Origin of the sequence: Corynebacterium sp. P3-F1 (assembly GCF_030503635.1) — a bacterium.
In the GTDB taxonomy this organism is placed as follows: Bacteria; Actinomycetota; Actinomycetes; order Mycobacteriales; family Mycobacteriaceae; genus Corynebacterium.
The window spans coordinates 281,963-308,029 of record NZ_CP129965.1; the positions used below are offsets into that span (position 1 = coordinate 281,963).

A 26,067-nucleotide genomic window follows, 5' to 3' on the forward strand; every position below is an offset into this window, starting at 1 on the left:
ACGGTGCTAGGCGCCAAAGAATTCCTTCGCGGCGCCGATTCCGTTGACGAGGGCGTCGATTTCGTCCGTGGTGTTGTACAGGTAGAAGCTGGCGCGGGCGGTGGACTGCGCGTCGAGGCCGCGGTGGGCGGGCCATGCGCAGTGGTGGCCGACGCGGATGCACACGCCCTTAGAGTCCAGCACTTGGCCGAGATCGTGCGGGTGGATGCCGTCAACGAGGAAAGAGATCGCGCCGCCGCGGGATTTCGCGTTCTGCGGGCCGACGATGTGCAGGCCCTCGATTTGCGTCATCTGCTTGAGCGCGTATTCGGTCAAAGCGTGTTCGTGAGCGGCGATCTTGTCCATGCCGATCTCGCCTAGGAAGTCAACGGCGGCACCCAGTCCGACGACCTGGCTGGTCATTTGTGTGCCGGCCTCGAAGCGCTGCGGGGCGGGGGCAAAGGTGGAACCTTCCATCTTCACGACCTCGATCATGGAGCCGCCGGTGAGGAAGGGCGGCAACACGTCGAGAAGCGAGCCCTTGCCGTAGACGACGCCGACACCGGACGGACCGCACATCTTGTGGCCGGAGAATGCGCCGAAGTCCACGTCCAGCGCGTGAAAATCAATCGGCTGGTGCGGCACCGATTGGCACGCATCGAGCACGGTCAGAGCATCGACAGCCTTGGCGCGGCGGACAATCTCGGCGACATCCGGGATCGCTCCCGTGACGTTCGACTGGTGGGTGAAGGCGACAACCTTGACGGACTCGTCGAGCTCTAGCGAGTCGAGATCGATGCGGCCATCCTCGGTCAGGCTGTACCACTTCAAGGTGGCACCGGTGCGGCGCGCGAGCTCCTGCCACGGCACCAAGTTCGCGTGGTGCTCCAATTCCGTGATCACGATCGTGTCGTCGGAGGTGACTTGGAGGTCGCCCGCGCGGTCGTCGCCAAGCGTGTATGCGACAAGGTTCAAGGCCTCGGTCGCGTTCTTGGTGAAAGCGATCTCGTGCCCCTCCGCCCCGACGAATCGGGCGATCTTCTCGCGCGCGGACTCGTAGGCGTCGGTCGCTTCCTCGGCGAGCTGGTAAGCCCCACGGTGAACGGGAGCGAAGGTGTTCAAGACGAACTCCTCTTCCGTGCGCCACACACGCTCAGGACGCTGAGATGTCGCACCGGAATCGAGGTACACCAAGGGGATGTCCTCCCGTACGGTGCGCTGGAGAATAGGGAATTCCCTCCGGATCGCGTCGATGTTCAAGGTTCCGTCGGTGTTCACATACTGCGTCATGAGCTCAGTTTCGTCTCGTTCAGGTCAATGTGCGGGTGGGGATACAAAAACGGCCGGCGCATGGTGAGGCCGGCCGTCTGCTGGGGTTTAAACGAATGCTTCGTAACCCTCGGCCTCGAGCTTCTCTGCGAGCTCGAAACCGCCGGAGTGCTTGATCACGCCGTCGGCGAAGATGTGCACGTGATCCGGCTTCACGTAGTTCAGGATGCGCTGGTAGTGGGTGATCATGAGGATGCCGCCGTTGGTCTCGTCCTGGTAGCGGTTAATACCCTCGGACACGATACGCAGCGCGTCGACATCGAGGCCGGAGTCGGTCTCGTCCATGACGGCGAACTTCGGCTTCATCAGCGACAGCTGCATGACCTCGTGGCGCTTCTTCTCGCCGCCGGAGAAGCCCTCGTTGACGGAGCGCTCGCTGAACGACGGGTCGATCTTCAGCTCGTCGCGCACCTGGTTGAGCTCCTGGACCCACTCGCGCAGCTTCGGTGCCTCGCCGCGGACGGCGGTGACGGCGGAGCGCATGAAGTTGGAGGAGGACACACCAGGAACCTCGACCGGGTACTGCATGGCCAGGAAGAGGCCGGCGCGGGCGCGCTCGTCGACTTCCATCTCGAGGATGTTCTCGCCGTCGAGAAGCACCTCGCCGTCTGTGACTTCGTAGGACGGGTGGCCGGAGAGGGTGTATGCCAGCGTGGACTTGCCCGAGCCGTTCGGGCCCATGATGGCGTGGGTCTCACCGGAGTTGATGGTCAGGTTGACGCCCTTGAGGATCGGGGTGGGTTCCTGGCCTTCCTCGAGCGGGAGGACCGAGGCGTGGAGGTTCTTGATTTCCAGAGTAGACATAGAACTCGTTTCTCTTTCGTCTTTAAAGGTTGTTGCCTTGGCCAGGGCCCTACAGGTTGACCTGCTCGAGCTCGCCGGACACGCGGTTAATCAGCTCTTCGCGTACGGATTCGACCGGGATACGGTTGAGCACCTCGTTGAAGAAGCCGCGGACAATGAGGCGGCGTGCCTCCCCGTCGGGGATGCCACGGGACTTGAGGTAGAACAGCTGCTCTTCGTCGAAGCGGCCGACGGTGGCGGCGTGGCCTGCGCCCGGGATGTCGCCGGTCTCAATCTCCAGGTTCGGGATCGCGTCAGCGCGTGCGCCGTCGGTGAGGACGATATTGCGGTTGGCCTCGTACGTCTCGGTACCGGACGCGTTGGAGCGGATGAGCACGTCGCCGACCCAGCAGGTGCGGGCATCGGGGAGCTTGGAGTCCTTGTCGCCCTGGAGCGCGCCCTTGTACAGCACGTTTGAGCGGCAGTACGGGTGATTGTGGTCCACGAGCAGACGGTTTTCGATGTACTGGCCGTCGTCGGCGTAGTACACACCGGTCAGCTCGACATCGCCTCCGGAGCCGGCGTACTTAACGCGCGGGGTGTTGCGCACGACTTCGCCGCCGAAGGTGGCCACGGTGTGGCGGAGAACGGCGTCGCGGCCGACCACGATGCTCTGCGCACCGACGTGAACGGCGTCGTTGTTCCACTCTTCATCGACGATGACGTTGACGTGGGCGTTGTCACCGATGACGAAGTTGACGTTGTCGGCGTGGGTGCCGGAGCCGGTGTACTGGACGATCACGGTGGCGGTGGCGGACTCGCCCACCTCGACCTGAATGCCGGCGAAGGACGTCGCATCGTCGCCTGCGCCGGTGGTGGTGATGACGACGGGCTCAGTCAGCTCGGCGTTCGCCGGAACGGACACGACGGTCGCGTGCGGCATGGAGGTCCACGCCTGAGCGGCAATGCGGTCGGTGGGCGCGGTGACGGCCTTGAGGCGTTCGTCGTCACGCGAAACCTCCTCGACCGTGACCCCGGAAGGAGCCTGCACGTCCACCTTCGCGTCGGTCTGCTCGGCGAACTTGCCGTTGTGCAGTCCGCGCAGACGGCGCAGGGACACGAAGCGCCAGACTTCGTCGCGACCCTGCGGGACCTCGAAGTCGTTGACATCGTAGGAGGCGAACAGGTCGCCCTTGTTGTCGTGGAAGGTCGCGTTGCCCACGCGCTCCTTCTTCACAGCGGTGTCGGTCATATTTAGCCCACCGATCCTTCCATCTGCAGTTCAATGAGGCGGTTGAGCTCGAGCGCGTACTCCATTGGGAGCTCCTTAGCGATCGGCTCGATGAAGCCGCGGACGATCATCGCCATCGCGTCTTCCTCGGAGATACCGCGGGACATGAGGTAGAACAGCTGCTCCTCGCTCACCTTGGACACCTTCGCCTCGTGGCCCAGGGTCACGTGGTCGTTGCGGATGTCGTTGTACGGGTAGGTGTCCGTGCGCGAGATGTTGTCCACGAGCAGCGCGTCGCACTCGATGTTGGAGGTGGAGTTCTTCGCGTTGGCGTTGATCTGCACCAGGCCGCGGTAGGCGGCGCGGCCGCCGTTGCGGGAGACCGATTTGGACACGATGTTGGAGGAGGTGTTCGGTGCCATGTGGACGACCTTGGCGCCGGTGTCCTGGGTCTGGCCCTCGCCGCAGAACTGGGCGGACAAGACCTCGCCGCGGGCGTTCGGGCCCGTCATCCAGACAGCCGGGTACTTCATGTTCACCTTGGAGCCGATGTTGCCGTCGACCCACTCCATGGTCGCGCCTTCCTCGGCGCGGGCACGCTGGGTGACCAGGTTGTACACGTTGTTCGACCAGTTCTGGATGGTGGTGTAACGGCAGCGCGCGTTCTTCTTCACGATGATCTCCACCACCGCAGCGTGCAACGAGTCGGACTGGTAGATCGGCGCGGTGCAGCCCTCGACGTAGTGGACGTAGGCGTCCTCGTCGACGACGATCAGGGTGCGCTCGAACTGGCCCATGTTCTCGGTGTTGATGCGGAAGTAGGCCTGCAGCGGGATCTCCACGTGCACGCCCTTGGGCACGTAAATGAAGGAGCCGCCGGACCAGACTGCCGCGTTCAGGGCGGAGAACTTGTTGTCGCCGGCCGGGACCACGGAGCCGAAGTACTCCTTGAACAGCTCCGGGTACTCGCGCAGACCCGTGTCGGTGTCCACGAAGATGACACCCTGCTCCTCAAGGTCCTCGCGGATCTTGTGGTAGACCACCTCGGACTCGTACTGGGCGGCCACACCAGCGACGAGGCGCTGCTTCTCGGCCTCCGGGATACCCAGCTTGTCGTAGGTGTTCTTGATGTCTTCCGGCAGGTCTTCCCAGCTCGTCGCCTGCTTCTCGGTGGAGCGGACGAAGTACTTGATCTGGTCGAAGTCGATGCCGGTCAGATCCGGGCCCCAATTCGGCAGAGGCTTCTTGTTGTAGATGTCCAGCGCCTTCAGGCGCTGCTCGAGCATCCACTCCGGCTCATTCTTCGCCGCCGAAATTTCGCGCACGACATCTTCATCGAGGCCGCGGCGAGCGGCGGAACCCGCCTCATCGGAGTCGTGCCAACCGTAGTTGTACGGCCCCATCGACTCGATGATCTCGTCGTCGTTCATCGGCTTTTCCAGGCCGGGTGCGGGAGTCGTACTAGTCATCGTCTCCGCTCCTTTCGCATTGTTTTTCCTCCAGCTTGGTGCTCCTTGCGAGACTGATGTGCGTCGTGCACACCCCGTCGCCATTCGCGATCAGCGCTAACGGGGCGACAGTCGAGCCCACCAGTTCCGCAATTAACTCGTGCTCAGCCTCGCAAATCTCCGGATACTCGGCCGCGACCGCGTGAACCGGGCAGTGATGCTGGCACAGTTGCAGACTCGAGCCTACGTGGTTCGTTTCAGCGGCGTAGCCGTGGGTTGCGAAAGCTTCCGCGACATCGCTTGCGGCCTCCTCCACGTCCCGCGCATCGCGCGTTTTCCGCTTATCGACGTCCCCCGCTGCCCCCAGCAACCGTTCCGCACGCTTGCGCGCTAGCTTTTTCACGGCTTCGCGCCCGCCGAGCTCCTCAACTTCGGCGAATGCGGCGAGTGCGAGCTCGTCGTATCCGTTACCGAAGCTATCGCGGCCGCTTTCCGTGAGACGGTAGTGCTGGGCTGGTCGTCCCCGCGCGGGCTTATCCGCGGGCGACTGGGCTGGGGCGTTGCACGCCTCCACCAGCTCAGAGTCGAGCAGTTTGTCTATATGCCGGCGTACACCGGCAGGTGAAAGCCCCACTAGCTGCGCGAGGTCGGCCGCCGTCGCTGGACCGGACCGGAGCATGCAGGACATGATGCGGTTGCGGCTCTGACCGTCGGTCGACCGTTGTGCACCTGCCATGCCTAATCTCCGCTCCTCATATTCCGCGGTTTTCCGCGCGATGTTCCGGCCCGCGCATACACGGGTCTTTCTACCTTTAGACAACAATAGTGTGCGCTAATTTCGGCGTTTGTTCAAGGTCCGTATCTGGGTGGTGGTTCCGTGTCCGAACCTTGACACAGCACTGTTTTTGTACACTACGTCTGTGAAATTCGAGTCCCGCGCAGATGACCACGATAAGGGCCGCAATGCCCACCGTGGCCGTTCGCCGGTGGTATCCGTCACGCGCGAACTCCCCCGCTTCGGCCGGCCCGGGTCCCGATCCGCGGAGCTGCACACCGGTCCGCTCGGAGAGGCCTCGTCGTCTGAAACCGCACCGTCCATGCGGGAGCGCAACCGTTTCGAGGCACTGCGCGTCATCGGACTGACCGGCACTTTCCTCATTGCGCTCGGGGGTCTCGGAGGCGGAGCACTACCAGTGGTCGACGCATCAGCCACCTCCTTCGCTTCTCTTCCGCTGGGGGCGTGGATGGGGAGGATGATGTTGGCGTCGTCAAGCCTCGCACTCGTCGGCGTTGCTTTCCTGGTTTTCGCGTGGCTGCTCATGGGCGCGTTCGTGGGCGCGGACGGCGGACCGTCGCGCGTTGCGGCGCCCACGCTGTTGCAGACACTCGGTGCGTGGATCCTTCCCCTCATTTTCACGGCGCCGCTGTTCACGCAGGACATTTACTCGTACCTTGCGCAAGGGGCGATTGTCGCGCGCGGGTTGGACCCGTATTCGGCGGGTCCCGTTGAGCTGCTCGGACACGAGGATCCGCTGGCGCGCAGTGTGCCGTTCATCTGGGCGGAGTCGCCCTCGCCGTACGGGCCGGTAGCCCTTGGCATCTCGTCAGTGATCTCGCGTCTCACCGGTACATCTATTTTCTGGGGCGTGATCTGCCACCGCCTCATCGCCTTGATCGGGTTGGCTGCGGCGGCATGGGCGATCGTGGCGCTCACGCGGCGGTGCGGGGTCAACCGATCGGCCGCTGTGTGGCTGGGTGCCCTCAACCCCCTCGTCGTCTTGCACCTCGTCGGTGGCATCCACAATGAGGCCGTCATGATGGGCTTCCTGCTCGTGGGCCTCGAACTGGGTCTGCGCGGCATCGACCGGCTCGGCGGAGCTACGGGGTGGGGATTGCTGGTCGCATCCGGGATCCTCATCAGCTGCGCGGGCATGGTCAAGGTGACCGGCTTTCTGGCGCTCGGTTTCGTGGGAATGGCGCTGGCGCGGCGCTGGGGCGGCCTGTTGGGAATTGCCGGAGCGATCGCGGTTCAGACAACAGTGATGGTCGTTTCCATCGCTGCAGCCTCTGCGCTCACCGGCATCGGGCTCGGCTGGGTCAGCGGGCAAGGCGGCGCCGCGACAATCCGCAGCTGGCTGTCCCTCACCACAGATGTCGGGGTGATCTCCGCTTTCATCGGTCAGCTCCTGGGGCTCGGCGACCATTCGGAGGCCGCGCTCGTGGTCACCCGCACGTGCGGGTTGCTCATCGCGGCGGGGTTCATCCTCCGCATGCTGTGGGCCACGTACAAGGGCACGATTCACCCCGTCGGGGGGCTCGGCGTGTCCACCCTCGTCCTTGTCCTCCTCTTCCCCGTTGTGCACCCGTGGTATCCGCTGTGGGGCATCATGCCGCTGGCTGCGTGGGCCGACCGCGCATTCTTCCGCGCAGGTACAGCCGCCTACTGCGCGCTCTTCAGCTTCGTAGTACTCCCCCGCGGTTTGGCGCTGCCGCCCGCCGCGGTTGCGACGATCTACGTCAATGCGCTTCTCGCCGTTGTCGCAATTGCTGCCTGCTCATGGGCATGGTTCCGGATTCATGGACAAAAAGTTCTACACTGAGCGCGATGAAACCTGCACAATCCCCCGGTGAACCCGCCGCGACGCCGAGCGTAACTGCCCCCGCCCCGGCGAAAACGGCGCTGGAGGTCCGCGACGTGGTCAAGTCGTTCGGCTCTGTGAACGCCGTCGACCACCTCAGTTTCACGGCGCGCCGCGGCGAAGTCCTTGCCCTCCTCGGTCCGAACGGGGCTGGCAAGACCACGACCATCGAGATGTGCGAGGGCTTCACTGCCCCGACCAGCGGCTCGATCTCTCTCCTGGGCATGGACCCGCAGCGAGAGGGCGAGAAGGTGCGCGAACGCATCGGAATCATGCTCCAAGGCGGCGGCTCCTATTCCGGGATCCGGGTCAAGGAAATGCTCGAACTGACCGCCTCCTACAACGCGGACCCGATCGACCCGGCGTGGCTCATGGACACCCTCGGCCTGAACAAGGTGGCAACGACGACATACCGCCGCTTATCCGGCGGCCAGCAACAGCGGCTGTCACTCGCGTTGGCGTTGATCGGCCGGCCGGAAATGATCTTCCTCGACGAGCCGACCGCGGGGATGGACGCTCAATCGCGGCATGCCGTGTGGGGTCTGGTCGAAGCTTTGAAGCGTGATGGCGTCACCGTCATCTTGACCACCCACCTCATGGACGAAGCCGAACGCCTGGCGGACAACGTAGTCATCATCGACCGCGGATCCGTCGTCGCCTCGGGTTCGCCACAGGAGCTCACCGACACCGGCGACCACCCCGCTCTACATATCCGCACCGACCGTCCGCTCGACCTCACCGCCCTTTCCGCGGAGGCAACGCTTATCGACGACACCCCCCTCACATACCTCCTCCACTCCGCCGGCGACCCGCAGATTATCGCCACGGTCGCCGCCGAAGCCGCGCGCCAAAACGTCATGATCAAGGAATTGGGATTGCACCACCGCACACTAGAAGACGTTTTCCTTGATCTGACCGGCCGCGAACTGAGGGCGTGATTTGCCGTGAAACCTATGAATACTGCTCCGAACAACGCTTCCACTGCTGTCAACGCTGATGGGGCGGCCACGTCCGCCTCTGCCCGCACCAACGCGGAGGCCAGCGCAAACTCCGCCGCGAAATTTCCGCCCGGAACATTCGCTCCCGCGCCTCGACGGGCGAGCGCGGGACGGATGATCGCATCGCAAGGCCGCATCGAAGCGATCCTCTTGCTGCGCCACGGTGAGCAGATCCTTGTCAACTTGCTGATCCCTGCGGCAATCTTGGTCGGCGCCACCGTGGTTCCGGTGCTCGGCGACCAGACGAGCCTCGACCAGATCGTCACCATGGTCTTCTCCATTGCGGCAGCGTCAGCCGGCTTCACCGGACAAGCGATCTCCCTAGCATTCGACCGCCGGTACGGCGCACTGAAGCGAACCGGTGCCTCTGGTGTCCCCGCATGGACGATCATCGCAGGCAAAGTCCTCGGTGTCCTCGCTACAGTTCTGGTCCAGATCGTCCTTCTCGGTGGAATCGCCCTGGCCCTGGGCTGGCGTATCTCCGCGGGCGGCGCTGCACTCGGATTCCTGACGCTACTCGCCGGCGTCACAGCTTTCACCGCCTTAGGCCTGCTGCTCGGCGGGACGCAGTCTTCCGAAATCGTCTTGGCCGGCGCAAACTTCATTTGGCTGGTCATGCTTGCCGTCCTCGGCTGGGTGGTGTACTCGGGCAACCTCGGTACCACAGGTCTGTGGGATCTCGTCCCCTCTGTGGCGCTTGCCGACGCCATGGACGGAGCCCTCTCTGCCACCGTCCACCCCTGGGCGTGGCTGGCCCTGATCGGGTGGGCCGTTTTCGCCGTCCTGGGAACTATCCGGTGGTTCCGATTCGACGGATAGGCAGAACCCCTCAAGACTGTTCGCAATCCCTCCCAGACACACACGACCACAATCACGAGAAAGGCGCACTCCGACCGTGACAACCCCGACATCCATTCCACCCGCCGCGCCCAACCGCAGTTTCGGTGAGCGCCTGAAAAGCGTGCCGACGCTGAAGACCCAGCGCATTTTCGCCCTCATCGTGCTCATCGCGCAGGCCGGCATCACGTTCACCGGCTCCCTGGTGCGCGTAACCGGGTCGGGGCTCGGTTGCGACACGTGGCCACTGTGCCACGAAGGCTCACTCTTCCCAGTCCCGGGCGCTAACCCGTGGGTTCACCAGCTCATCGAGTTCGGCAACCGCACACTGACATTCGTCGTGGCGGCGGCGACCATCGTGCTGTTCATCGGGGTGCTGCGGGCGAACCGTCGCCAAGAAATCATCGCGCTCTCGGTGGTCTCCGGTCTCGGGGTCGTGGTGCAAGCCGTTCTGGGCGGCATTTCAGTGCTGCTCGACCTACGCTGGTGGTCTGTGGCAGTCCACTTCCTGCCGTCGATGATTCTGGTTTTCGTGGCGGCTGTTCTCTACATGCGTATCGCTGAGGCCGACGACATCGCGCCCACGCGCCGCTTCTCGCCGACCGCCCGGTGGCTCGTCGTGGCTGCCGCAGTCGCACTGTGCCTTGTTCTCGTGACCGGCACGATGGTCACCGGGTCCGGCCCCCACGCGGGTGATGCCGCCGCCGGCATGGAAGGGCGCCTCCAACTGCCCACCCGCACTCTCGCCTACGTCCATGCCGCATGCATGTACCTCTACTTGGCGTTCACCCTCTTCTCCGTGTACATCCTGCGCCGCGACAACGCCCCGAAGGACGCCTACAACACCTCCCTCGTCCTCGTGGCCATGATCGTGATCCAATGGGCGATCGGTGTCGGCCAGTTCTACCTCGGAGTCCCGCGCTGGACTGTGCCTCTGCACATCCTCATGTCCGGCATCGTCGTCGCATTCACCGCGTTCCTCTTCAGCCACGGCAACCGCCGGCTGCCGCTGCTGGAACCGGGGCAGTACAACACCTCGACGTCCTAAAGCGGCGGCGTGGTGCGTACTGTGCGGCGACTGCCGTAACGCGCCCCGGAAACCCGGCGAAGCCGGTCAAGTGCGCCACGCCCCTCGAGTCCCACGCGTAGCCTGGATACGTATGAAGGCTATCCAGATCACCGAAAACGGCGGGCCGGACGTGCTCGCGCTTGCCGACGTCCCCACGCCCACCCCCTCCAACACCCCCAACGGTCAAGTGCTCGTCAAAGTCGCTTATGCCGGCGTCAACTACATCGACACCTACTACCGCGAGGGCATCTACCACTCGGAGCTACCGTTCATTCCCGGCCTCGAAGGCTGCGGCGAGGTCGTGGAGGACCCGGCCGGTGAGATCGCCCCCGGCACAGTTGTAGCCTGGGAATCCACGCCAGGCTCCTACGCTGAATACGTGTGCGTGGACCGCAACCGCCTCGTCGCGGTGCCGGAGTCGATTCCGCCGCACGTGGCCGCAACAATGCTCCTCCAGGGAATCACTGCCCACTACCTCCTCTACGGAGTGCACGACACCCAGGCAGGCGACACCCTGCTCATCACCGCCGGAGCCGGTGGCGTGGGGCTGCTGCTCACTCAGCTCGCGGCGGCGCAGGGGGCAACCGTCTACTCCGTTGTTTCCACCGACGAGAAAGCGGAGCTGGCCTACGAGGCTGGCGCAACGGAAGTTTTCCGCTACAGCGACGACCTCGCGGAGATGGTCCGGCGCCACAACGGCGGCCGCGGCGTGGATGTCGTCTACGACGGCGTGGGCAAAGACACCTTCGGCGAGTCGCTTGAAGCCGTGCGTCCCCGCGGTCTCGTGTGTCTCTTCGGTGCCGCCTCAGGCCCCGTCGACCCCGTCGACCCGCAGCTGCTGAACACTCACGGCTCGATCTTCCTCACGCGCCCGTCCATCGGCGCCTACACCGCAACGGACGACGAGTTCCGCATGCGTGCCCAGGCTGTTGTCCGCGCGGTCGACGACGGAACGCTCAACCTTCAAGTCCAAGAACCATATGCGCTCGCTGACGCCGCGCAGGCGCACCGGGACCTGCAGGGCCGCAAGACGACCGGCTCGATCGTCCTCGATATCACCGGTTAACCGCTCGCGGTTTACGGGGCGTAATCAATAGCCAGGAGGCTAAAGCGTCCCATCTCACGGCAGCTAACCGAGCGAGCCTAAGCCCCCGCCGACGAGCTCGCCCAGGGTCTCCAACCCGAAGATGGCATCGACCGACAAACCGAGGAACAGCGCCGCGAGATAGTTGTTCGACAGAATGAACAGCTTGAGCGGTTTGACGTCGCCGCCGGCTTTCACCCCGGCGTGCAGGCGCGTCGCCATGATCAAGAAGGCACCACCGGAGAGCAGGGCCACCGCGAAGTACACCCACGACGCAGCCGGCACAAGCAGCAACGATGTGATGACGGTCAGCCACGAGTAGAAGACGATCTGACGGGTGGTGGCCACTGGTGTCGCCACCACAGGAAGCATCGGTACCTCGGCGCGGTCGTAGTCGTCCCGGTATTTCATGGCCAGAGCCCATGTGTGCGGCGGTGTCCAGAAGAAGATGATCATGAACAGGACGATCGCCTGCCACCACCGATCGGGGCTGCCGTCGGTGACATGGCCGCGGATCACGGCCCAGCCGACGAGCACAGGCATGCAGCCAGCGGCGCCGCCCCAAATCACGTTCTGCCACGTCCGGCGCTTAAGCCACTTGGTGTAGACGAAGATGTAGAACCAGTTCGTCAGCACGATGAAAAAGGCCGCGAGCCACGAGCCGCACACCAGTCCGAGCCACAGTACCGACAGAACCAGCAGCACCCAGGCGAAGATGCGGGCGCGTTCCTTGGTCACGGTATGGCGCACGAGAGGCCGCGCGCGTGTCCGGCCCATCTTCTGGTCGATGTCGTAGTCGGCGACCATATTGAATGTGTTCGCGGCGGCGGCGCCCATCCAGCCACCGAACAGCGTCGCCAGAATCAACCACACGTGCACTTCGCCGCGGTCAGCTTGCAGCATCGCGGGGATAGCGGCGACCAGCAAAAGCTCGATGACTCGCGGCTTCGTCAGCGCGAAATACGCTTTGACGGTCTCCAACACAACTCCTCAATCAGCGCGGTTTTTCACGTTGGGGACTAGTCGCAGCCGCGCGCGCGTAAGTTCCCACGCTTATCGACGCCCCGTCTCTTTACGTCCTTCGCATCCTAGTCCCCGCCTGCACCCGCAAGAAATCAACGCGCGAACGCGCGCAGCACATTGTTTAATGATTATTTATGTCTCTCAGTCGCTCCCCACGCATCGGCGCCGTGGCCGCCGCACTCCTCTCGTGCGCCGCGAGCAGTACGCCGTCAACCTCATCGACAATTCGACGAGCAGACCGAATTTGGCTGCGTCGGTGAATACACCATCACCCGCCACACCGACGGCTCGCTCAGCCTGGACCGCATCCGCTTCATGCCCACCTACACCGTGGGCATGACCTACACCCCGGATTACAAGCTGATTCCGCTTGCCGACGCCACCGAGCTCGGCTGGGTCGATGTCCAGCAGTCCCGCGCTCACATCACCTCGGTGATGAACACGTGCACGCCCGTCGAGGTCTTCGACTACCTCGACTGAGTCCCCGGCGGGCTGCTGCCACGTTTCCGCCGCGGCTGCTGCCACGTTTCTGCCGCGGTAGCTCTGCCCACCTGCGGTCCTGCGCAGACCCGTCAACGCGCAAACCCCGGCCTGCCGCGTCCCTCGCCCCCGCTTTACCACTAGTGTGTAAGAAGTTAGTTAGCTCCGACACACTGGTAAGCGAGGACACTGTGACTACCTCTCCCGATAACTCTTCCCAGCCGACGTCCGGCGTTTCCGATGCCGCCGCGTCGCTCCCCGTCGAGCTGCAGGCCATGACCGTGGCCCGCTATCCGGAGGACTGGACCGCAGAGGACACCCGCGCCGTGGACACCGTGCGTGTCCTGGCTGCCGACGCCGTGGAGAACTGCGGCTCCGGCCACCCGGGCACCGCGATGTCGCTCGCCCCGCTGGCGTACACCCTTTACCAGCGTGTCATGCGCCACGACCCAGCTGACCCGCACTGGGCGGGACGCGACCGTTTTGTGCTGTCCAACGGCCACTCGTCGCTGACGCAGTACATTCAGCTGTACCTCGGCGGCTTCGGCCTCGAGATCGAGGACCTGAAAGCTCTGCGCACCTGGGGCTCCAAGACCCCGGGCCACCCGGAGTACAACCACACCGCAGGTGTGGAGATCACAACGGGCCCGCTGGGCCAGGGCCTGGCATCGGCAGTCGGCATGGCTATGGCAGCCCGCCGCGAGCGCGGCCTGTTCGATCCGGAGGCCGCTCCGGGCCAATCCCCCTTCGACCACTTCATTTACGTCATCGCCGGCGACGGCGACCTCCAAGAGGGCGTGACCAGCGAAGCCAGCTCTCTCGCAGGCACCCAGCAGCTGGGCAACCTCATCGCATTCTGGGATGACAACCGCATCTCTATCGAGGACGACACCCAGATCGCGTTCAACGAGGACGTCCTGGCGCGCTACGAGGCGTACGGCTGGCAGACGCTCACCGTCGAGTCCGGCGAGGATGTCACCGCCATCCTCGCAGCCGTCGAGAAAGCCAAGGCTGAGACGTCGAAGCCGACGATGATCCGTGTCAAGACGGTGATCGGTTTCCCCGCCCCGAACATGATGAACACCGGCGCTGTCCACGGCGCCGCTCTGGGCGCCGACGAGGTCGCGGCGGTCAAGGAGGTGCTGGGCTTCGACGCTTCCGCTTCGTTCCCGGTCGAAGACAACGTCATCGCGCACACCCGCGGACTCGTCGAGCGCGGCGCGCACGCACACAACGAATGGCAAGAGCTTTTCGACGCCTGGGCTGCCGCAAACCCCGACCTTAAATCCCTCTTCGACCGCCTGGCCGCACGCGAGCTGCCGGAAGGCTGGGCCGACGACATGCCGACGTGGGAGCCGGATGCCAAGGGCATCGCCACCCGCAAGGCATCGGAGGCGTCCATCCAGGCGCTCGCCAAGACGCTACCTGAGCTGTGGGGCGGCTCCGCCGACCTGGCCGGCTCCAATAACACCCTGATCAAGGGCGAGCCGTCATTCGGCCCGGAAGCGATCTCCACCGACATGTTCACGACGAACCCGTACGGCCGCAACCTGCACTTCGGCATCCGCGAGCACGCAATGGGCTCGATCATGAACGGCATCGCTCTGCACGGCAACACCCGTGTCTACGGCGGCACCTTCCTCATCTTCTCGGAGTATCTCTACCCCGCTATCCGCGTGGCTGCGCTGTCGGGTATTGACGGCTATTATGTCTTCACCCACGACTCCATCGGCCTCGGCGAGGACGGCCCGACCCACCAGCCGGTGGAGACCCTGACTGCGCTGCGCGCCATCCCGGACCTCGCGGTCATTCGCCCGGCCGACGCCAACGAGACCTCCGCGGCCTGGAAGGCGGCGATCGAAGCCGTCCCGCAGCCGAAGGCGCTCGCTCTCTCCCGCCAGAATCTTCCCGTGCTGGAGGGCACCAAGGAGAAGGCCTTCGACGGTGTCGCCCGCGGCGCATACATCCTCGTCGAGGCTTCCACCGGCACCCCCGACGTGATCCTGATGGGTTCCGGATCCGAGGTCCAGCTCGCCGTCGAAGCGGCGAAGGTGCTGGAGGCCGACGGCATCGCCACCCGCGTCGTGTCCATGCCGTCCATGGACTGGTTCCTCGAGCAGGACCGCGAATACATCGACGAGATCATCCCGCGCGATGTCCTCGCCCGCGTCTCTGTCGAAGCTGGAGTGGCCATGCCGTGGTTCCGTTTCACCGGCGACCAGGGCCGCAACGTCTCCCTCGAGCACTTCGGTGCCTCCGCACCGGGTGCAGAGCTCTTCGAGCGCTTCGGCTTCACCACCGACGCCGTCGTCGCCGCCGCACGCGAGTCCCTCGACTCCGTGCGCACCCGCACCGCCGACTCCGCAGCCGATCCGGAGCGCGGCCCCGTGCGCGGTGACGGGGTGTAAAGGGCTTCAGGGAAACGTCGATAAGCGAAAACACAAAGGAGAACACCATGACCGCCATTGACCGCCTCGCCGAAGCCGGAACTTCCACCTGGCTCGACGACCTCTCGCGCGACCGCATCGTGTCCGGCAACCTCGCCGAAATCAAAGCCGCGAAATCTCTTTCGGGTGTGACCACGAACCCGGCGATCTTCGCCAAAGCCATGTCCTCCGGGACGGCCTACAACGAGCAGATTGCCGAACTCAAAGCTGGGAAAGTCGGCGTCGACGAAGCCGTCTACGCCATGAGCGTCAAGGACGTCCAGGACGCCTGCGACCTCTTCCTCGACGTCTTTGAGGCCACCGGCGGCCGCGACGGACGCGTCTCCATCGAGGTCGATCCCCGCCACGCCGACGACGAGGAACGCACCGTCGCCCACGCCAAAGAGCTGTGGGAGCTCGTCGACCGCCCGAACGTGATGATCAAGATTCCGGCGACCGACGCGTCGCTGCCCGCCATCACCCAGACGCTCTCCGAGGGCATTTCCGTCAACGTCACCCTGATTTTCTCCGTCGAGCGGTACCAGCAGGTCATCGACGCGTATAAAGCCGGCATCGAGCACGCCGCCGCGAACGGGCACGATGTGTCGCAGATTCATTCCGTCGCGTCGTTCTTCGTCTCCCGCATGGACACCGAGGTGGACAACCGCCTCGACGTAATCGGCACCGACGAAGCCCGTGCGTTGAAGGGCAAAGCGGGCATTGCCAACGCGCGCCTCGCCTACCAGCTCTTCCTCGACTCATTCGGCTCCGATGACGGACTGCCGGAGGGTGCCAACAAGCAGCGTCCGCTGTGGGCGTCCACCGGTGTCAAGAACCCGGACTACCCCGCCGACATGTACGTCACCGAGCTCGCCGGGCCCGACACCGTCAACACCATGCCCGAGCCGACCATCGATGCCGTGCTCAACGCCGACAACGTCCACGGCGACACTCTGACCGGCACCGCCGACGAGGCTCGCGAGGTCTTTGAGCAACTCGCCGCAGCGGGCATCGAGCTTGACGACGTCGTCTCCGTCCTCGAACGCGAAGGCGTCGAGAAATTCGTCGACGCGTGGCAAGAACTGCTCGAATCCATGCCCGAGAATCTGAAATAGCCAATTCCTTCGTCGCGGCCGTCCTTTTAGGGTTTAATCTTCTTAATTGGTTCACGGCCGCGACTCTTTTTCGCGGCGCCGCTCCAACGCCCCGCCCCACCGGACGAAAGGCCAACGCCTGTGTCGAATCTGGCACCTGTGTCGAATCAGACACCCGAATGGAAGAACCCCCTCCGCTCCTACGCCGACCGGCGCCTACCACGGATCGCAGGCCCCTCCGGCATGGTCATCTTCGGTGTTACCGGCGACCTTGCCAAGCGGAAACTTCTGCCCGCCATCTACGACCTCGCCTACCGCGGTCTGCTGCCCGCCGGTTTCACCCTCGTTGGCTTCGGACGCCGTTCGTGGTCGAAGGAAGAGTTCGAGTCCTACGTCCGTGAGCAAGTCGAAATCGGGGCGCGCACCGACTTCGACGAGCACGTCTGGGCCCGGCTCGCCGAAGGCATGCACTTTGTCCATGGCGCATTCGACGACGACAGCGCCTTCGACAACATGGCCGAACTCCTCGACCACATGGACACCACCCGCGGCACCGCCGGCAACTGGGCCTTCTACCTCTCGGTCCCGCCGGAGTACTTCTCCAACGTCATCGACCAGCTCGACCGCACCGGTATGGCGCAGGCCGCCGACGGGCAGTGGCGCCGCGTGATCATCGAGAAGCCCTTCGGCCACAACCTCGAAACCGCACGCGAGCTCAACGAGACCATCAACGCCGTCTTTCCCGAGCGCGCCGTTTTCCGCATCGACCACTACCTAGGCAAAGAAACCGTCCAGAACATCCTGGCCATGCGCTTCGCCAACCAGATGTTTGAGCCGCTGTGGAACGCCCAATTTGTCGACCACGTCCAAATCACCATGGCCGAAGACATCGGGTTGGGCGGTCGCGCCGGCTACTACGACGGCATTGGCGCCGCACGCGACGTCATCCAGAACCACCTGCTGCAACTCTTGGCCCTCGTGGCCATGGACGAGCCCGTCTCCTTCTCCCCGCGGCAGCTCCGCTACGAAAAGCTAAAGATCCTGCGCGCCACCAAACCCATCGGCCCGTTCGAAGAGACCACCGCCCGGGGCCAGTACACTGCCGGCTGGCAGGGCTCCGAGCAAGTCGTAGGCCTGCGCGAAGAAGACGGCTTCGACCCCGAATCCACCACCGAGACCTACGCCGCATGCACCCTCGGCGTGAACTCCCGCCGCTGGGCCGGCGTACCGTTCTACCTGCGCACCGGAAAACGCCTCGGCCGACGCGTCACCGAGATCGCCCTCGTGTTCAAAAAGGCGCCACACGAAGCATTCGGCCCGGGCCTCACCAGCCAGCTCGGCGCCAACACCCTAGTCATCCGCGTGCAACCCGACGAGGGCATCTTGCTCCGATTCGGTTCTAAAGTCCCCGGCTCCACCATGGAAGTCCGCGACGTCAACATGGACTTCTCCTACACCGAAGCCTTCACCGAAGAGTCGCCCGAAGCCTACGAGCGCCTCATCCTCGACGCGCTTCTCGACGAAACCGGCCTCTTCCCCACCGCCGCCGAAGTCGAACGCAGCTGGGAAATCCTCGACCCCATCCTGGACTATTGGGCCGCTAACGGCCGCCCGGACGAATACGCCGCTGGAACCTGGGGCCCGTCCTCCGCCGACGAAATGATGGCCGCCCACGGCAGGACCTGGCGCCGCCCGTAGGACTCATTTCTCGCCCCGCCCAGCTCCCTGCACGACGAACCAGCACCACGCACCTGCACCACTTACCTGCACCACACCCCCATCGCCCCCAGCCGACGCCACCGAACGCACCCCATCCACGAGAAGAGTCCCGCATGATCATCACCATGTCCGACACGTCCACCCGCGAAATCACCAAACTGCTGCTGGACACTCAAGAGAACTACTCGCTGGCCACAGGCCGCGTGCTCACCCTCATCGTCGTCGCCGACATCCACGACGACGTGGAGTCCATCCTCGACCACGTCCGCACCGCCTCCCACGAACACCCCTCGCGCGTGCTCATGCTCATCACCGGCAACCCCGAAAGCGGCGACGTCCTCGACGCCCAAGCAATTCTCGCCGACGATGCCGGCGCCTCCGAAATCATCGTCATGGATTTGCACGGGGACCTGGCAAACAATCTGGCGTCCGTCGTCACGCCTCTCCTGCTTCCCGACACCCCGATTGTTGCCTGGTGGCCGTCAACGGCACCCGCGCGCCCCGCCGAACATCCCCTGGGCCAGCTCGCGCACCGCCGGATCACTAACGCCCGCGAAAACGTCGACGGAAACGCCCTGCTGCGACTCGCAAACGGCTACTGCCCCGGCGATTCCGACATGTTGTGGTCCCGCATCACCCACTGGCGCGGCGTCGTCGCGTCCGCACTAGACCGCTACCCGCACGAACCCGTCACCGCCGTAGAAATCGACGGCCCCGCCGACGACCCCAGCGTCGACATCGCCGCAGCGTGGCTGTCGTCGTGCCTGGATGCCCCCGTCACCAGAACCTGCAGCGACGCGACCCGCGAAGAATCCAGCCGTCTGTTCCCTGTCCGCCGCCTGACTTTGGAACGCGACTCTGGGCCCGTTTCCGTCAGTGTCAAAGACGACAAGACAATTCGCGTGCGCGTCCCGGGACTGCCTGATTCATTCGTCGCCATGAGCACGCGCAGTGATGCCGACTGCCTCTCGGAAGAACTCCGTCATCTTGACCCCGACTGGGCCTACTCTCAGGCGCTGCGGTCACTGCCAGACGTGAAATTTGTCTAGAGTCGTAAGATAAGCAGTTTTTGAAGGAGCGATAGCAATGATTACCGTCGAAAACGTCCCCAATCTCGATGTGCTTATCGACGAAGCTTCCACCCGCTTCGTCGACACCGTCAGCGAGATCATCGCCTCCGACACCGGCGGCGTACACGGGGACGGAATCGCACGCGTAGTCTTCACTGGGGGCGGCGCCGGCATCAAACTGCTCTCACGCCTCGTCCGCGCCAAAAACCTTGACTGGACCCGCATCCACGTCTTCTTCGGCGATGAACGGAACGTCCCCGTCTACGCTCCAGACTCCAACGAGGGACAGGCCCGATACGCTCTGCTCAACCACGTGAGCATCCCAGAATCGAATATCCACGGGTATCGCCCAGGCAACCGTCCACTCGACGACACAGCCGCAAATTACTCCAACGCTATCCTCCAACACGCTCCCCGCGGCTTCGATCTGCACCTGCTCGGCATGGGCCCAGACGGCCACATCAACTCGCTGTTTCCCTTCTCCGCGCAACTCGACGAACAGGAAAAGCTCGTCGTGGGCGTGGCTGATTCACCGAAGCCCCCAGCTGAGCGCATCACTCTCACCCTGCCCGCCATTTCTCGCGCAAAGCAAGTCTGGCTCCTCGTCTCCGGTTCCGAGAAGGCCGAGGCAATCAGCCACCTCGTCGACGGCGAGCCCTCCGACGAATGGCCCGCTACACGGGTACCTGCCCTCGCCGAAACCACTCTCTTCGTGACAGATGACGCCTTCGCCACGAAATAGACGAACGAAATAGCACGAAACCGGTGATCCGGTTGGGGATCCCTGTTTCCGGATGCGGCCTTTAGAGAATTAGGGACGGAATGCTAGATACCGTACGCCTGAATCAGATTCAAACCGATGATGCAGACGATCCAGATGATGGCGACTGCGACGGTGTACCGGTCGAGGTTCTTCTCCACAATAGTGGAGCCGGACAGGTTAGCCTGCACGCCACCGCCGAAGAGGGAGGAAAGACCGCCACCCTTACCCTTGTGGAGCAGAACGAAGATGGTCATCAGCAGGGATGCGATTACCAGGATGATCTGCAGGGTGAGGGTCATGAGTTTGTGCCTCCAGTGTGGGTGACAATAAGTGCGCGTTGATTTCTGCGCGCCAGTACGTTGATGCTGAATAGTGCGCCGGTACGTGGGTACTCGGGTGGTGCAATCTGGCGCTCAACTGCTCACATACTACATGAACACCCGCTCCTCCCCAGCATCGACGTGCGAGCTGGCGGGAAGCGGGTGTCAGCGGGTTGGCGTGTCAGCTGTGGCGCGTGTTAGGCGCGGACGGCATCACCGGCTGCGGCAACAAGTTTGGCGAAGTCGTTGCCTTCGAGGGATGCGCCGCCGACGAGGCCGCCGTCGACGTCCGGCTGTCCGATGATGTCGGCGACGGTGTCTGCCTTCACGGATCCGCCGTAGAGGATGCGGATGGACTGGGCGACGTTGTCGTCGGCAAGCTCGCCAATGAGGCTGCGGATTGCGGCGCAGATCTCTTGGGCGTCTTCAGCGGACGCGCTCTTGCCGGTGCCGATTGCCCAGACGGGTTCGTAGGCGATCACGGTGCGGGACAGCTCTTCCGTGGATAGTCCGTCGAGAGATTCGCGCGTTTGCTTAACGACGTAATCCACGTGGTCCCCCGCCTCGCGCACCTCCAGGGATTCGCCGACGCAGACGATCGGGCTGATTCCATTGTCGAGCGCAGCCTTCGCTTTCGCGGCGACGAGCTCGTTGGACTCAGCGTGGTACTCGCGGCGCTCCGAGTGGCCGACGACAACCCACGTGCAATCGAGCTTTGCCAGCATTCCTGCGGAGATCTCGCCGGTGTAGGCACCGGACTCGTGCGCAGAGACGTCCTGGGCGCCGTAGGTGATCTTCAACTTGTCGCCCTGCACGAGGGTCTGCAAAGAGCGGAGGTCCGTGAACGGAACGGTGAGGGCGACATCGACGTCCTCGTAGTAGTCGGCAGGCAGCGCGAATGCGAGGCGCTGCGCCTGGGAGATGGTCTCGAGGTGGTCGTGGTTCATCTTCCAGTTACCGGCGATAAGCGGTGTGCGTGCCATGGTGTGCTTCCTTTCTTGTGTTGTGAACCCGAATCGTGTGAAGCTCTGCTCGTGCGCAGGTCATCTCGTGTACAAGGTATCTCGTGCGGAGTTTGAAACGCGCCGAGCTCAATACGGGTGGAGCGTGATTGACGTGGCTATAGGGCGAAGGCCCCCACAGCGGTGTTAGTTCTGCTCGAGGACAGCGACGCCCGGTAGTTCCTTGCCTTCGACGAGCTCGAGGGAAGCGCCGCCGCCGGTGGAGATGTGGGAGAATCCTTCTTCGTCGAGGCCGAGGGTGCGCACGGATGCCGCTGAGTCGCCGCCACCGACGACGGTGAAGGAGCCGTTGTTCGCGGTGGCGTCGATCATGGCCTGGGCGACAGCGCGGGTGCCGTCGGCGAAGTTGGACTTCTCAAAGACACCCATCGGGCCGTTCCAGAAGACGGTCTTGGAGTCGGCGATGATCTCGGCGTACTTCTTGGCGGTCTCCGGACCGATGTCGAGGGACATCCAGCCTTCCGGGGTTCCGTCGAGGCCCACGACCTTGCGGTCTGCGTCGTTGTCGAATTCGGACGCGGCGACGAGATCGACGGGCAGGACGATCTTGTCACCGTACTTCTCCAGCAGCTCCTTGCAGGTGTCCACCATTTCTTCTTGCAGCAGGGAGTCCTGAGTGTTGTGACCCTGTGCGGTGAGGAAGGTGTAGCACATGCCGCCGCCGATGATGACCTTGTCGGCCTTCTCGGCGAGGGCTTCGATGACGCCGAGCTTGTCGGACACCTTGGAGCCGCCGAGCACCACGATGTACGGGGAGGTCGGGTTGTCCTTCACGGCAGCGAGCTTCTCCACCTCATCCTGGACGAGGTAACCGGCGTAGGCCGGGAGGCGCTTCGCCACGTCATACACGGATGCCTGCGCACGGTGGACAACGCCGAAGCCGTCAGAGACGAATGCGCCGTTGTCAGCGGCGAGAGCTGCGAGCTCATCGGCGAATGCGCTGCGCTCGGACTCGTCCTTGGAGGTCTCACGGGCGTCGAAACGCACGTTCTCCACCAGCAGGACGTCGCCCTCAGACAGGCCGTTGGCGCGCTCGTGGGCGTCTTCGCCTGTGACGTCGGAAGCGAGAGCGACGTACTGGCCGAGCTTGTCGGACAGGGCCTCTGCAACAGGCTTCAGGGAGTACTTGGGGTTGACCTCACCTTTGGGACGGCCGAGGTGGGCGGTGAGGATGACCTTGGCGCCGCCGTCGATAAGCGCCTTGATGGTGGGCAGCGATGCGTCGATGCGGCCTGCGTCGGTGATGTTGCCGTCGTCGTCGAGCGGGACGTTGAAGTCGGAGCGGACGAGGACGTGGCGGCCGTCGACGCCTTCTGCGAGCAGTTCGTCAATGGAACGTACAGCCATGATGAATGAACTCCTTTATGTTCGGGTGAAACGAACGACGCCCGGACAGGGTGCGTGCAGCACTCTCCCCGGGCGGCGCGCTCGTGGCGGAATAGTGGTCTACAGGTTGTCCGCGACGTGCTTGGTGGTGCGGATGTACTGGGACGTGTACGAGAACTCGTTGTCGTACCAGGAGATGATCTTCACCAGGTTGCCGTCGATAACGCGGGTCATGCCAGCGTCGAAGATGGCGCCGTGGGAGTTGCCGATGATGTCGGAGGAGACGATCGGGTCCTCGGTGTACTCGAGGGCGCGGCCGAACTCGGCGTCCTGGACGGCGTTCTTGACGGCCTCGTTGACCTCGTCAACGGTGACATCCTTACCCAGGGTGACGGTCAGGTCGGTGGCGGAACCGGTGATAGTCGGCACACGCATGGCGAAGCCGTCGAGCTTGCCCTCCAGCTCCGGCAGGACCAGGGCGACTGCCTTAGCGGCACCGGTCGTGGTCGGAACGATGTTCTGGGCTGCGGCGCGAGCGCGGCGCAGGTCCTTGTGCGGTGCGTCCTGGATGCGCTGGTCGCCGGTGTAGGCGTGGATGGTGGTCATCAGGCCGCGCTCGATGCCGAACGCGTCGTTGAGCACCTTTGCCACCGGTGCAAGCGAGTTGGTGGTGCAGGATGCCGCGGAGATGACGTTGGCGTCGTTGGTGTAGTCGGTGTGGTTGACGCCCCACACGAAGGTTCCGTCGACGTTCTTGCCGGGTGCGGAGATGATGACCTTCTTGGCACCGGCGTCGAGGTGAGCCTTCGCCTTCTCGCCGTCGGTGAAGATGCCGGTGCACTCGAGGACGATGTCGACGCCCGCGTCGCCCCATGCCAGGTTTGCCGGGTCCTTCTCGGCGGTGACCTCGATGCGCTTGCCGTCAACGGTGATGGATTCGTCGTCGTAGGACACCTCGTGACCAAGCTGGCCGTACGCGGTGTCGTACTTCATCAGGTGCGCCAGGGTCTCGTTGTCGGTCAGATCGTTGATCTTCACAACTTCAAGGTCGCCTGCGTACTCGTTGAGGATAATGCGGAACGCGGAGCGGCCGATGCGGCCAAAGCCGTTGATGCCAATGCGAGTGGTCATGTAAGTGCTCCTTAGAGAGTATGGGTTCCTTCAGTTAGACCGTGTGCCGAGTTGGAGTCAACTCGCGGCCTTCCTGTCCCAGTGTAGAGAAATGCGCTGGCCCCTGCAGTGGAGCTTTCGCGGCTTATCGACGCCGCCATGCACCCGCCTACCGTGCCTATCCAGCGCCGGAACCGCGCGCACGGCGGGAGTGGCGGAAACGACGAGAGTGGCCGGAGCGGCGGCGGGTTCGTTTATTCGTCGCTGTCGACGGCTGCGTGGGTGTCGGGGATTCCCAGTTCTTCCGCGCGCTTGTCCGCCAGCGAGAGAAGGCGGCGGATCCGGCCGGCAACGGCGTCTTTGGTCATCTGCGGGTCGGCGAGTCGGCCCAGTTCTTCGAGGGACGCGTGGCGGTGTTTGACGCGCAGGAATCCGGCGTCGGCGAGGTGTTCCGGCACGTCGTCGCCGAGGATCTGCATGGCGCGGTCGACTCGCGCGGCTGCTGCCGCTGCTGCTTGGGCGGAGCGGCGTTGGTTGGCGTCGTCGAAATTGGCGTGGTGGTTGGCGCTGACACGCTCGTTGCGTGACTTGCGTTTCTCGTCCCACTCAAGACGAGTGCGGGGTGCGCCCATGCGTGACAAAAGGATGCCGATGGCTTCGCCGTCACGGATAAATACGAGCTCACTACCGCGGGTTTCTTTGGTTTTGGCGGGAACGGAGAGGCGGCGCGCCAGACCCACGAGTGCGAGCGCGGCCTCCTGGCATGGACACACGACTTCGAGGTTGGCGGTGCGCCCGGGTTCGGTGAGTGCGCCGCGGGCGAGAAACGCTCCCCGCCACGCACCTTCGACCTCGGCTGTCGTCCCCGAAATGATTGTCCGCGGAAGACCCACCACCGGGTGACCCGAAGCGGTGACGAGCTTCAAACGACGGATCACGTCCCGTGCTCCGTCAGTCACGGTAACTTCGTAGCGGGTTTCACGGGCGCTGCTGCTCGAGGTGACCGCATCGACAGAAACAGGAATCTCGCAAACCTCCCGAATTGTCACGGCCAGGTGTTCCGCAACCTGCAGCTCAGCGAAGTCCGCGCGGACTTCAAGGCCGTGGAGACCCTGGGTGAATTCACCCGCCATACGGAGCATCGCGGTCGCCTCGGCGATGCGGGCATCAGCCCCTGAGGGGTCTACTGCCAACAATTCGTCTTTGACATTCGCTGTCAACGCCACGTGTGGTTTCTCCCTTTCTGTGCCACGCTCGGCGCGCTCGATCGATTCGACTCTTCGCGCGACTCGTTGTGCGTCAGTCTAGTTTCCGCTGAGGAACGCGGTGATGGCAGCTGACAGTTTCGCCGGATCGTGTCTGTTGGTGGCGGTGCCGGAGGCGTCTGTTTCGCGGATATCGGCGAACACCATGCGCCCACCGACCTGTTCCGCGGTGCGGGTGAGGTACGTGCGCTCCCCTTCTGAGAATTCGGTGTTCTCGTCGACGAGGAACATGTCGACCTTCAAACCTGGGGCGTGCTGGTTGAAGACATGGATGTGCCGTTCGGTGGTGAAGCCGGGTGTCTCCCCAGCTTCCGGCGAGAGATTCAGGATGACTACGACAGGCGCCGCAGTGTCGTTGAGCGCGGTGACAATCTCCGGCACGAGTAAGTGAGGCAGCACCGAAGAGAACCAGGATCCGGGGCCAATGGTGACCACGTCCGCGTTCATGATCGCATCTACCGCCGCGGGGTTCGCGGCTGGTTGACTCGGAAGCAGCCGGACACGTCGAACAGAACCTGGTGTGGTGGCTACCGCGACTTGGCCGCGGACGGAACGGAGGACACGCGGGTCGTCGTCAAGCCCGGCGACCTCCGCTTCGATGTCGAGAGGCTCGAGTGCGACCGGCAGAACACGACCCGTCGCATTCAGCAGGTTCCCCACGGAATCGAGCGCGTGTTGGATGTCGCCGGTCAGCTCGGTGAGTCCAGCGATGATGAGGTTGCCCACGGCGTGTCCAGCCATGGCGCCGTTGCCGCCGAAGCGGTGCTGGAGAGCGTCACGGCATTCGCGTCCCTCTGCTGTGTCTGGTGCTAGGGCGGCCATTGCCATGCGTAAGTCGCCCGGCGGCACGACCCTGAGTTCTCGGCGGAGCCGGCCGGACGAACCACCGTCGTCTGCAACTGTGACAACGGCGTTGACGCGGCAGCGCTCGGCGGAGCAACCGTCGTTCTCCTGGGCGCCTGACACGATCTTTGCTGCCAGCAGTGTCTGGTGAAGGCCGTGTCCGCCACCTAGACTGGTGATGCGCAACTGGGACATTTCAAAGCTCCGTT

23 protein-coding genes are annotated in these 26,067 nt (G+C 64.0%); 11 read left to right on the plus strand and 12 right to left on the minus strand.

From position 1 onward, the window contains the following. Positions 1-6: 6 nt before the first annotated feature. The 5 genes from QYQ98_RS01320 to QYQ98_RS01340 form a co-directional block, all read right to left on the minus strand. On the minus strand, positions 7-1,269 hold the full coding sequence (locus QYQ98_RS01320; protein WP_302006985.1) for a cysteine desulfurase: 1,263 nt from the start codon (positions 1,267-1,269) through the stop codon (positions 7-9). 87 nt (positions 1,270-1,356) lie between these two features. Beyond that, positions 1,357-2,112 (minus strand): Fe-S cluster assembly ATPase SufC, encoded by a 756-nt coding sequence (gene sufC / locus QYQ98_RS01325; RefSeq protein ID WP_302006986.1) that lies wholly within the window; start codon positions 2,110-2,112, stop codon positions 1,357-1,359. A 49-nt stretch (positions 2,113-2,161) separates the two neighbouring features. Then, a complete protein-coding gene (gene sufD / locus QYQ98_RS01330; RefSeq protein ID WP_302006988.1) occupies positions 2,162-3,343 on the minus strand; it encodes a Fe-S cluster assembly protein SufD in 1,182 nt (393 codons plus the stop codon). 2 nt (positions 3,344-3,345) lie between these two features. Continuing rightward, the gene (sufB, locus tag QYQ98_RS01335; protein WP_302006989.1) at positions 3,346-4,791 is read right to left on the minus strand and encodes a Fe-S cluster assembly protein SufB; all 1,446 of its coding nucleotides are present in this window, start codon (positions 4,789-4,791) and stop codon (positions 3,346-3,348) included. Next, positions 4,784-5,506, minus strand: coding sequence for a metalloregulator ArsR/SmtB family transcription factor (locus tag QYQ98_RS01340; protein ID WP_302006990.1), 723 nt, complete (start codon positions 5,504-5,506; stop codon positions 4,784-4,786). Before QYQ98_RS01340 ends, sufB begins: the two co-directional genes overlap by 8 nt. 184 nt (positions 5,507-5,690) lie before the next feature. Here QYQ98_RS01340 and mptB point away from each other — a divergent pair, with 184 nt between their 5' ends. The 5 genes from mptB (at position 5,691) to QYQ98_RS01365 (ending at position 11,379) form a co-directional block, all read left to right on the plus strand. Next, entirely contained in the window at positions 5,691-7,370 is a 1,680-nt protein-coding gene (gene mptB / locus QYQ98_RS01345; RefSeq protein ID WP_367881635.1) for a polyprenol phosphomannose-dependent alpha 1,6 mannosyltransferase MptB, read from the plus strand. Positions 7,371-7,375: 5 nt separating this feature from the next. Next, entirely contained in the window at positions 7,376-8,347 is a 972-nt protein-coding gene (locus QYQ98_RS01350; RefSeq protein ID WP_302006991.1) for an ABC transporter ATP-binding protein, read from the plus strand. 174 nt (positions 8,348-8,521) lie between these two features. Beyond that, positions 8,522-9,226, plus strand: coding sequence for an ABC transporter permease (locus tag QYQ98_RS01355; protein ID WP_302007786.1), 705 nt, complete (start codon positions 8,522-8,524; stop codon positions 9,224-9,226). Positions 9,227-9,302: 76 nt separating this feature from the next. After that, entirely contained in the window at positions 9,303-10,292 is a 990-nt protein-coding gene (locus QYQ98_RS01360) for a heme A synthase (RefSeq protein WP_302006992.1), read from the plus strand. A 112-nt stretch (positions 10,293-10,404) separates the two neighbouring features. Then, positions 10,405-11,379 (plus strand): quinone oxidoreductase, encoded by a 975-nt coding sequence (locus QYQ98_RS01365; RefSeq protein ID WP_302006993.1) that lies wholly within the window; start codon positions 10,405-10,407, stop codon positions 11,377-11,379. A gap of 63 nt (positions 11,380-11,442) precedes the next feature. Here QYQ98_RS01365 and QYQ98_RS01370 read toward each other — a convergent pair whose 3' ends face one another. Continuing rightward, on the minus strand, positions 11,443-12,378 hold the full coding sequence (locus QYQ98_RS01370) for a heme o synthase (protein WP_302006994.1): 936 nt from the start codon (positions 12,376-12,378) through the stop codon (positions 11,443-11,445). A gap of 159 nt (positions 12,379-12,537) precedes the next feature. Between QYQ98_RS01370 and QYQ98_RS01375 the strand changes: the two genes are divergently transcribed. The 6 genes from QYQ98_RS01375 (at position 12,538) to pgl (ending at position 19,951) form a co-directional block, all read left to right on the plus strand. After that, the gene (locus tag QYQ98_RS01375; protein ID WP_302006996.1) at positions 12,538-12,900 is read left to right on the plus strand and encodes a hypothetical protein; all 363 of its coding nucleotides are present in this window, start codon (positions 12,538-12,540) and stop codon (positions 12,898-12,900) included. Positions 12,901-13,175: 275 nt separating this feature from the next. Then, a complete protein-coding gene (tkt, locus tag QYQ98_RS01380) occupies positions 13,176-15,308 on the plus strand; it encodes a transketolase (RefSeq protein WP_302007787.1) in 2,133 nt (710 codons plus the stop codon). A gap of 47 nt (positions 15,309-15,355) precedes the next feature. After that, positions 15,356-16,441: a transaldolase gene (gene tal, locus QYQ98_RS01385; protein ID WP_302006997.1), complete on the plus strand. Its 1,086-nt coding sequence runs from the start codon at positions 15,356-15,358 to the stop codon at positions 16,439-16,441. Positions 16,442-16,579: 138 nt separating this feature from the next. Continuing rightward, positions 16,580-18,118, plus strand: coding sequence for a glucose-6-phosphate dehydrogenase (gene zwf, locus QYQ98_RS01390; protein ID WP_302006998.1), 1,539 nt, complete (start codon positions 16,580-16,582; stop codon positions 18,116-18,118). A 134-nt stretch (positions 18,119-18,252) separates the two neighbouring features. Then, positions 18,253-19,188 carry a glucose-6-phosphate dehydrogenase assembly protein OpcA gene (locus QYQ98_RS01395; protein ID WP_302007000.1) on the plus strand — a complete coding sequence of 312 codons (936 nt, stop codon included), beginning with the start codon at positions 18,253-18,255 and terminating at the stop codon, positions 19,186-19,188. A 37-nt stretch (positions 19,189-19,225) separates the two neighbouring features. Continuing rightward, complete coding sequence (gene pgl / locus QYQ98_RS01400) at positions 19,226-19,951, plus strand: 6-phosphogluconolactonase (protein WP_302007001.1); 726 nt, start codon at positions 19,226-19,228, stop codon at positions 19,949-19,951. Positions 19,952-20,034: 83 nt separating this feature from the next. Here the strand turns inward: pgl and secG are convergent, their stop codons facing one another. The 6 genes from secG to yvcK form a co-directional block, all read right to left on the minus strand. Further along, a complete protein-coding gene (gene secG, locus QYQ98_RS01405; protein ID WP_302007002.1) occupies positions 20,035-20,271 on the minus strand; it encodes a preprotein translocase subunit SecG in 237 nt (78 codons plus the stop codon). Positions 20,272-20,489: 218 nt separating this feature from the next. Beyond that, positions 20,490-21,275, minus strand: a complete 786-nt coding sequence (gene tpiA, locus QYQ98_RS01410) for a triose-phosphate isomerase (RefSeq protein ID WP_302007003.1) — start codon at positions 21,273-21,275, stop codon at positions 20,490-20,492. 165 nt (positions 21,276-21,440) lie between these two features. Beyond that, complete coding sequence (gene pgk, locus QYQ98_RS01415) at positions 21,441-22,661, minus strand: phosphoglycerate kinase (RefSeq protein ID WP_302007004.1); 1,221 nt, start codon at positions 22,659-22,661, stop codon at positions 21,441-21,443. A 99-nt stretch (positions 22,662-22,760) separates the two neighbouring features. Then, positions 22,761-23,771 carry a type I glyceraldehyde-3-phosphate dehydrogenase gene (gene gap / locus QYQ98_RS01420; protein WP_302007005.1) on the minus strand — a complete coding sequence of 337 codons (1,011 nt, stop codon included), beginning with the start codon at positions 23,769-23,771 and terminating at the stop codon, positions 22,761-22,763. Positions 23,772-24,004: 233 nt separating this feature from the next. Then, positions 24,005-24,976, minus strand: a complete 972-nt coding sequence (gene whiA / locus QYQ98_RS01425; RefSeq protein ID WP_302007006.1) for a DNA-binding protein WhiA — start codon at positions 24,974-24,976, stop codon at positions 24,005-24,007. Positions 24,977-25,054: 78 nt separating this feature from the next. Then, the gene (yvcK, locus tag QYQ98_RS01430; RefSeq protein WP_302007007.1) at positions 25,055-26,053 is read right to left on the minus strand and encodes a uridine diphosphate-N-acetylglucosamine-binding protein YvcK; all 999 of its coding nucleotides are present in this window, start codon (positions 26,051-26,053) and stop codon (positions 25,055-25,057) included. Positions 26,054-26,067: the final 14 nt, after the last annotated feature.

Excerpts from the sequence above, each read along its gene's own strand:
- QYQ98_RS01320 (WP_302006985.1), bottom strand. The coding sequence starts at position 1,269 with ATGACGCAGTATGTGAACACCGACGGAACCTTGAACATCGACGCGATC.
- sufC (WP_302006986.1), bottom strand. The coding sequence starts at position 2,112 with ATGTCTACTCTGGAAATCAAGAACCTCCACGCCTCGGTCCTCCCGCTC.
- sufD (WP_302006988.1), bottom strand. The coding sequence starts at position 3,343 with ATGACCGACACCGCTGTGAAGAAGGAGCGCGTGGGCAACGCGACCTTC.
- sufB (WP_302006989.1), bottom strand. The coding sequence starts at position 4,791 with ATGACTAGTACGACTCCCGCACCCGGCCTGGAAAAGCCGATGAACGAC.
- QYQ98_RS01340 (WP_302006990.1), bottom strand. The coding sequence starts at position 5,506 with ATGGCAGGTGCACAACGGTCGACCGACGGTCAGAGCCGCAACCGCATC.
- QYQ98_RS01350 (WP_302006991.1), top strand. The coding sequence starts at position 7,376 with ATGAAACCTGCACAATCCCCCGGTGAACCCGCCGCGACGCCGAGCGTA.
- QYQ98_RS01355 (WP_302007786.1), top strand. The coding sequence starts at position 8,522 with ATGATCGCATCGCAAGGCCGCATCGAAGCGATCCTCTTGCTGCGCCAC.
- QYQ98_RS01365 (WP_302006993.1), top strand. The coding sequence starts at position 10,405 with ATGAAGGCTATCCAGATCACCGAAAACGGCGGGCCGGACGTGCTCGCG.
- tkt (WP_302007787.1), top strand. The coding sequence starts at position 13,176 with ATGACCGTGGCCCGCTATCCGGAGGACTGGACCGCAGAGGACACCCGC.
- tal (WP_302006997.1), top strand. The coding sequence starts at position 15,356 with ATGACCGCCATTGACCGCCTCGCCGAAGCCGGAACTTCCACCTGGCTC.
- QYQ98_RS01395 (WP_302007000.1), top strand. The coding sequence starts at position 18,253 with ATGATCATCACCATGTCCGACACGTCCACCCGCGAAATCACCAAACTG.
- pgl (WP_302007001.1), top strand. The coding sequence starts at position 19,226 with ATGATTACCGTCGAAAACGTCCCCAATCTCGATGTGCTTATCGACGAA.
- secG (WP_302007002.1), bottom strand. The coding sequence starts at position 20,271 with ATGACCCTCACCCTGCAGATCATCCTGGTAATCGCATCCCTGCTGATG.
- tpiA (WP_302007003.1), bottom strand. The coding sequence starts at position 21,275 with ATGGCACGCACACCGCTTATCGCCGGTAACTGGAAGATGAACCACGAC.
- pgk (WP_302007004.1), bottom strand. The coding sequence starts at position 22,661 with ATGGCTGTACGTTCCATTGACGAACTGCTCGCAGAAGGCGTCGACGGC.
- gap (WP_302007005.1), bottom strand. The coding sequence starts at position 23,771 with ATGACCACTCGCATTGGCATCAACGGCTTTGGCCGCATCGGCCGCTCC.
- yvcK (WP_302007007.1), bottom strand. The coding sequence starts at position 26,053 with ATGTCCCAGTTGCGCATCACCAGTCTAGGTGGCGGACACGGCCTTCAC.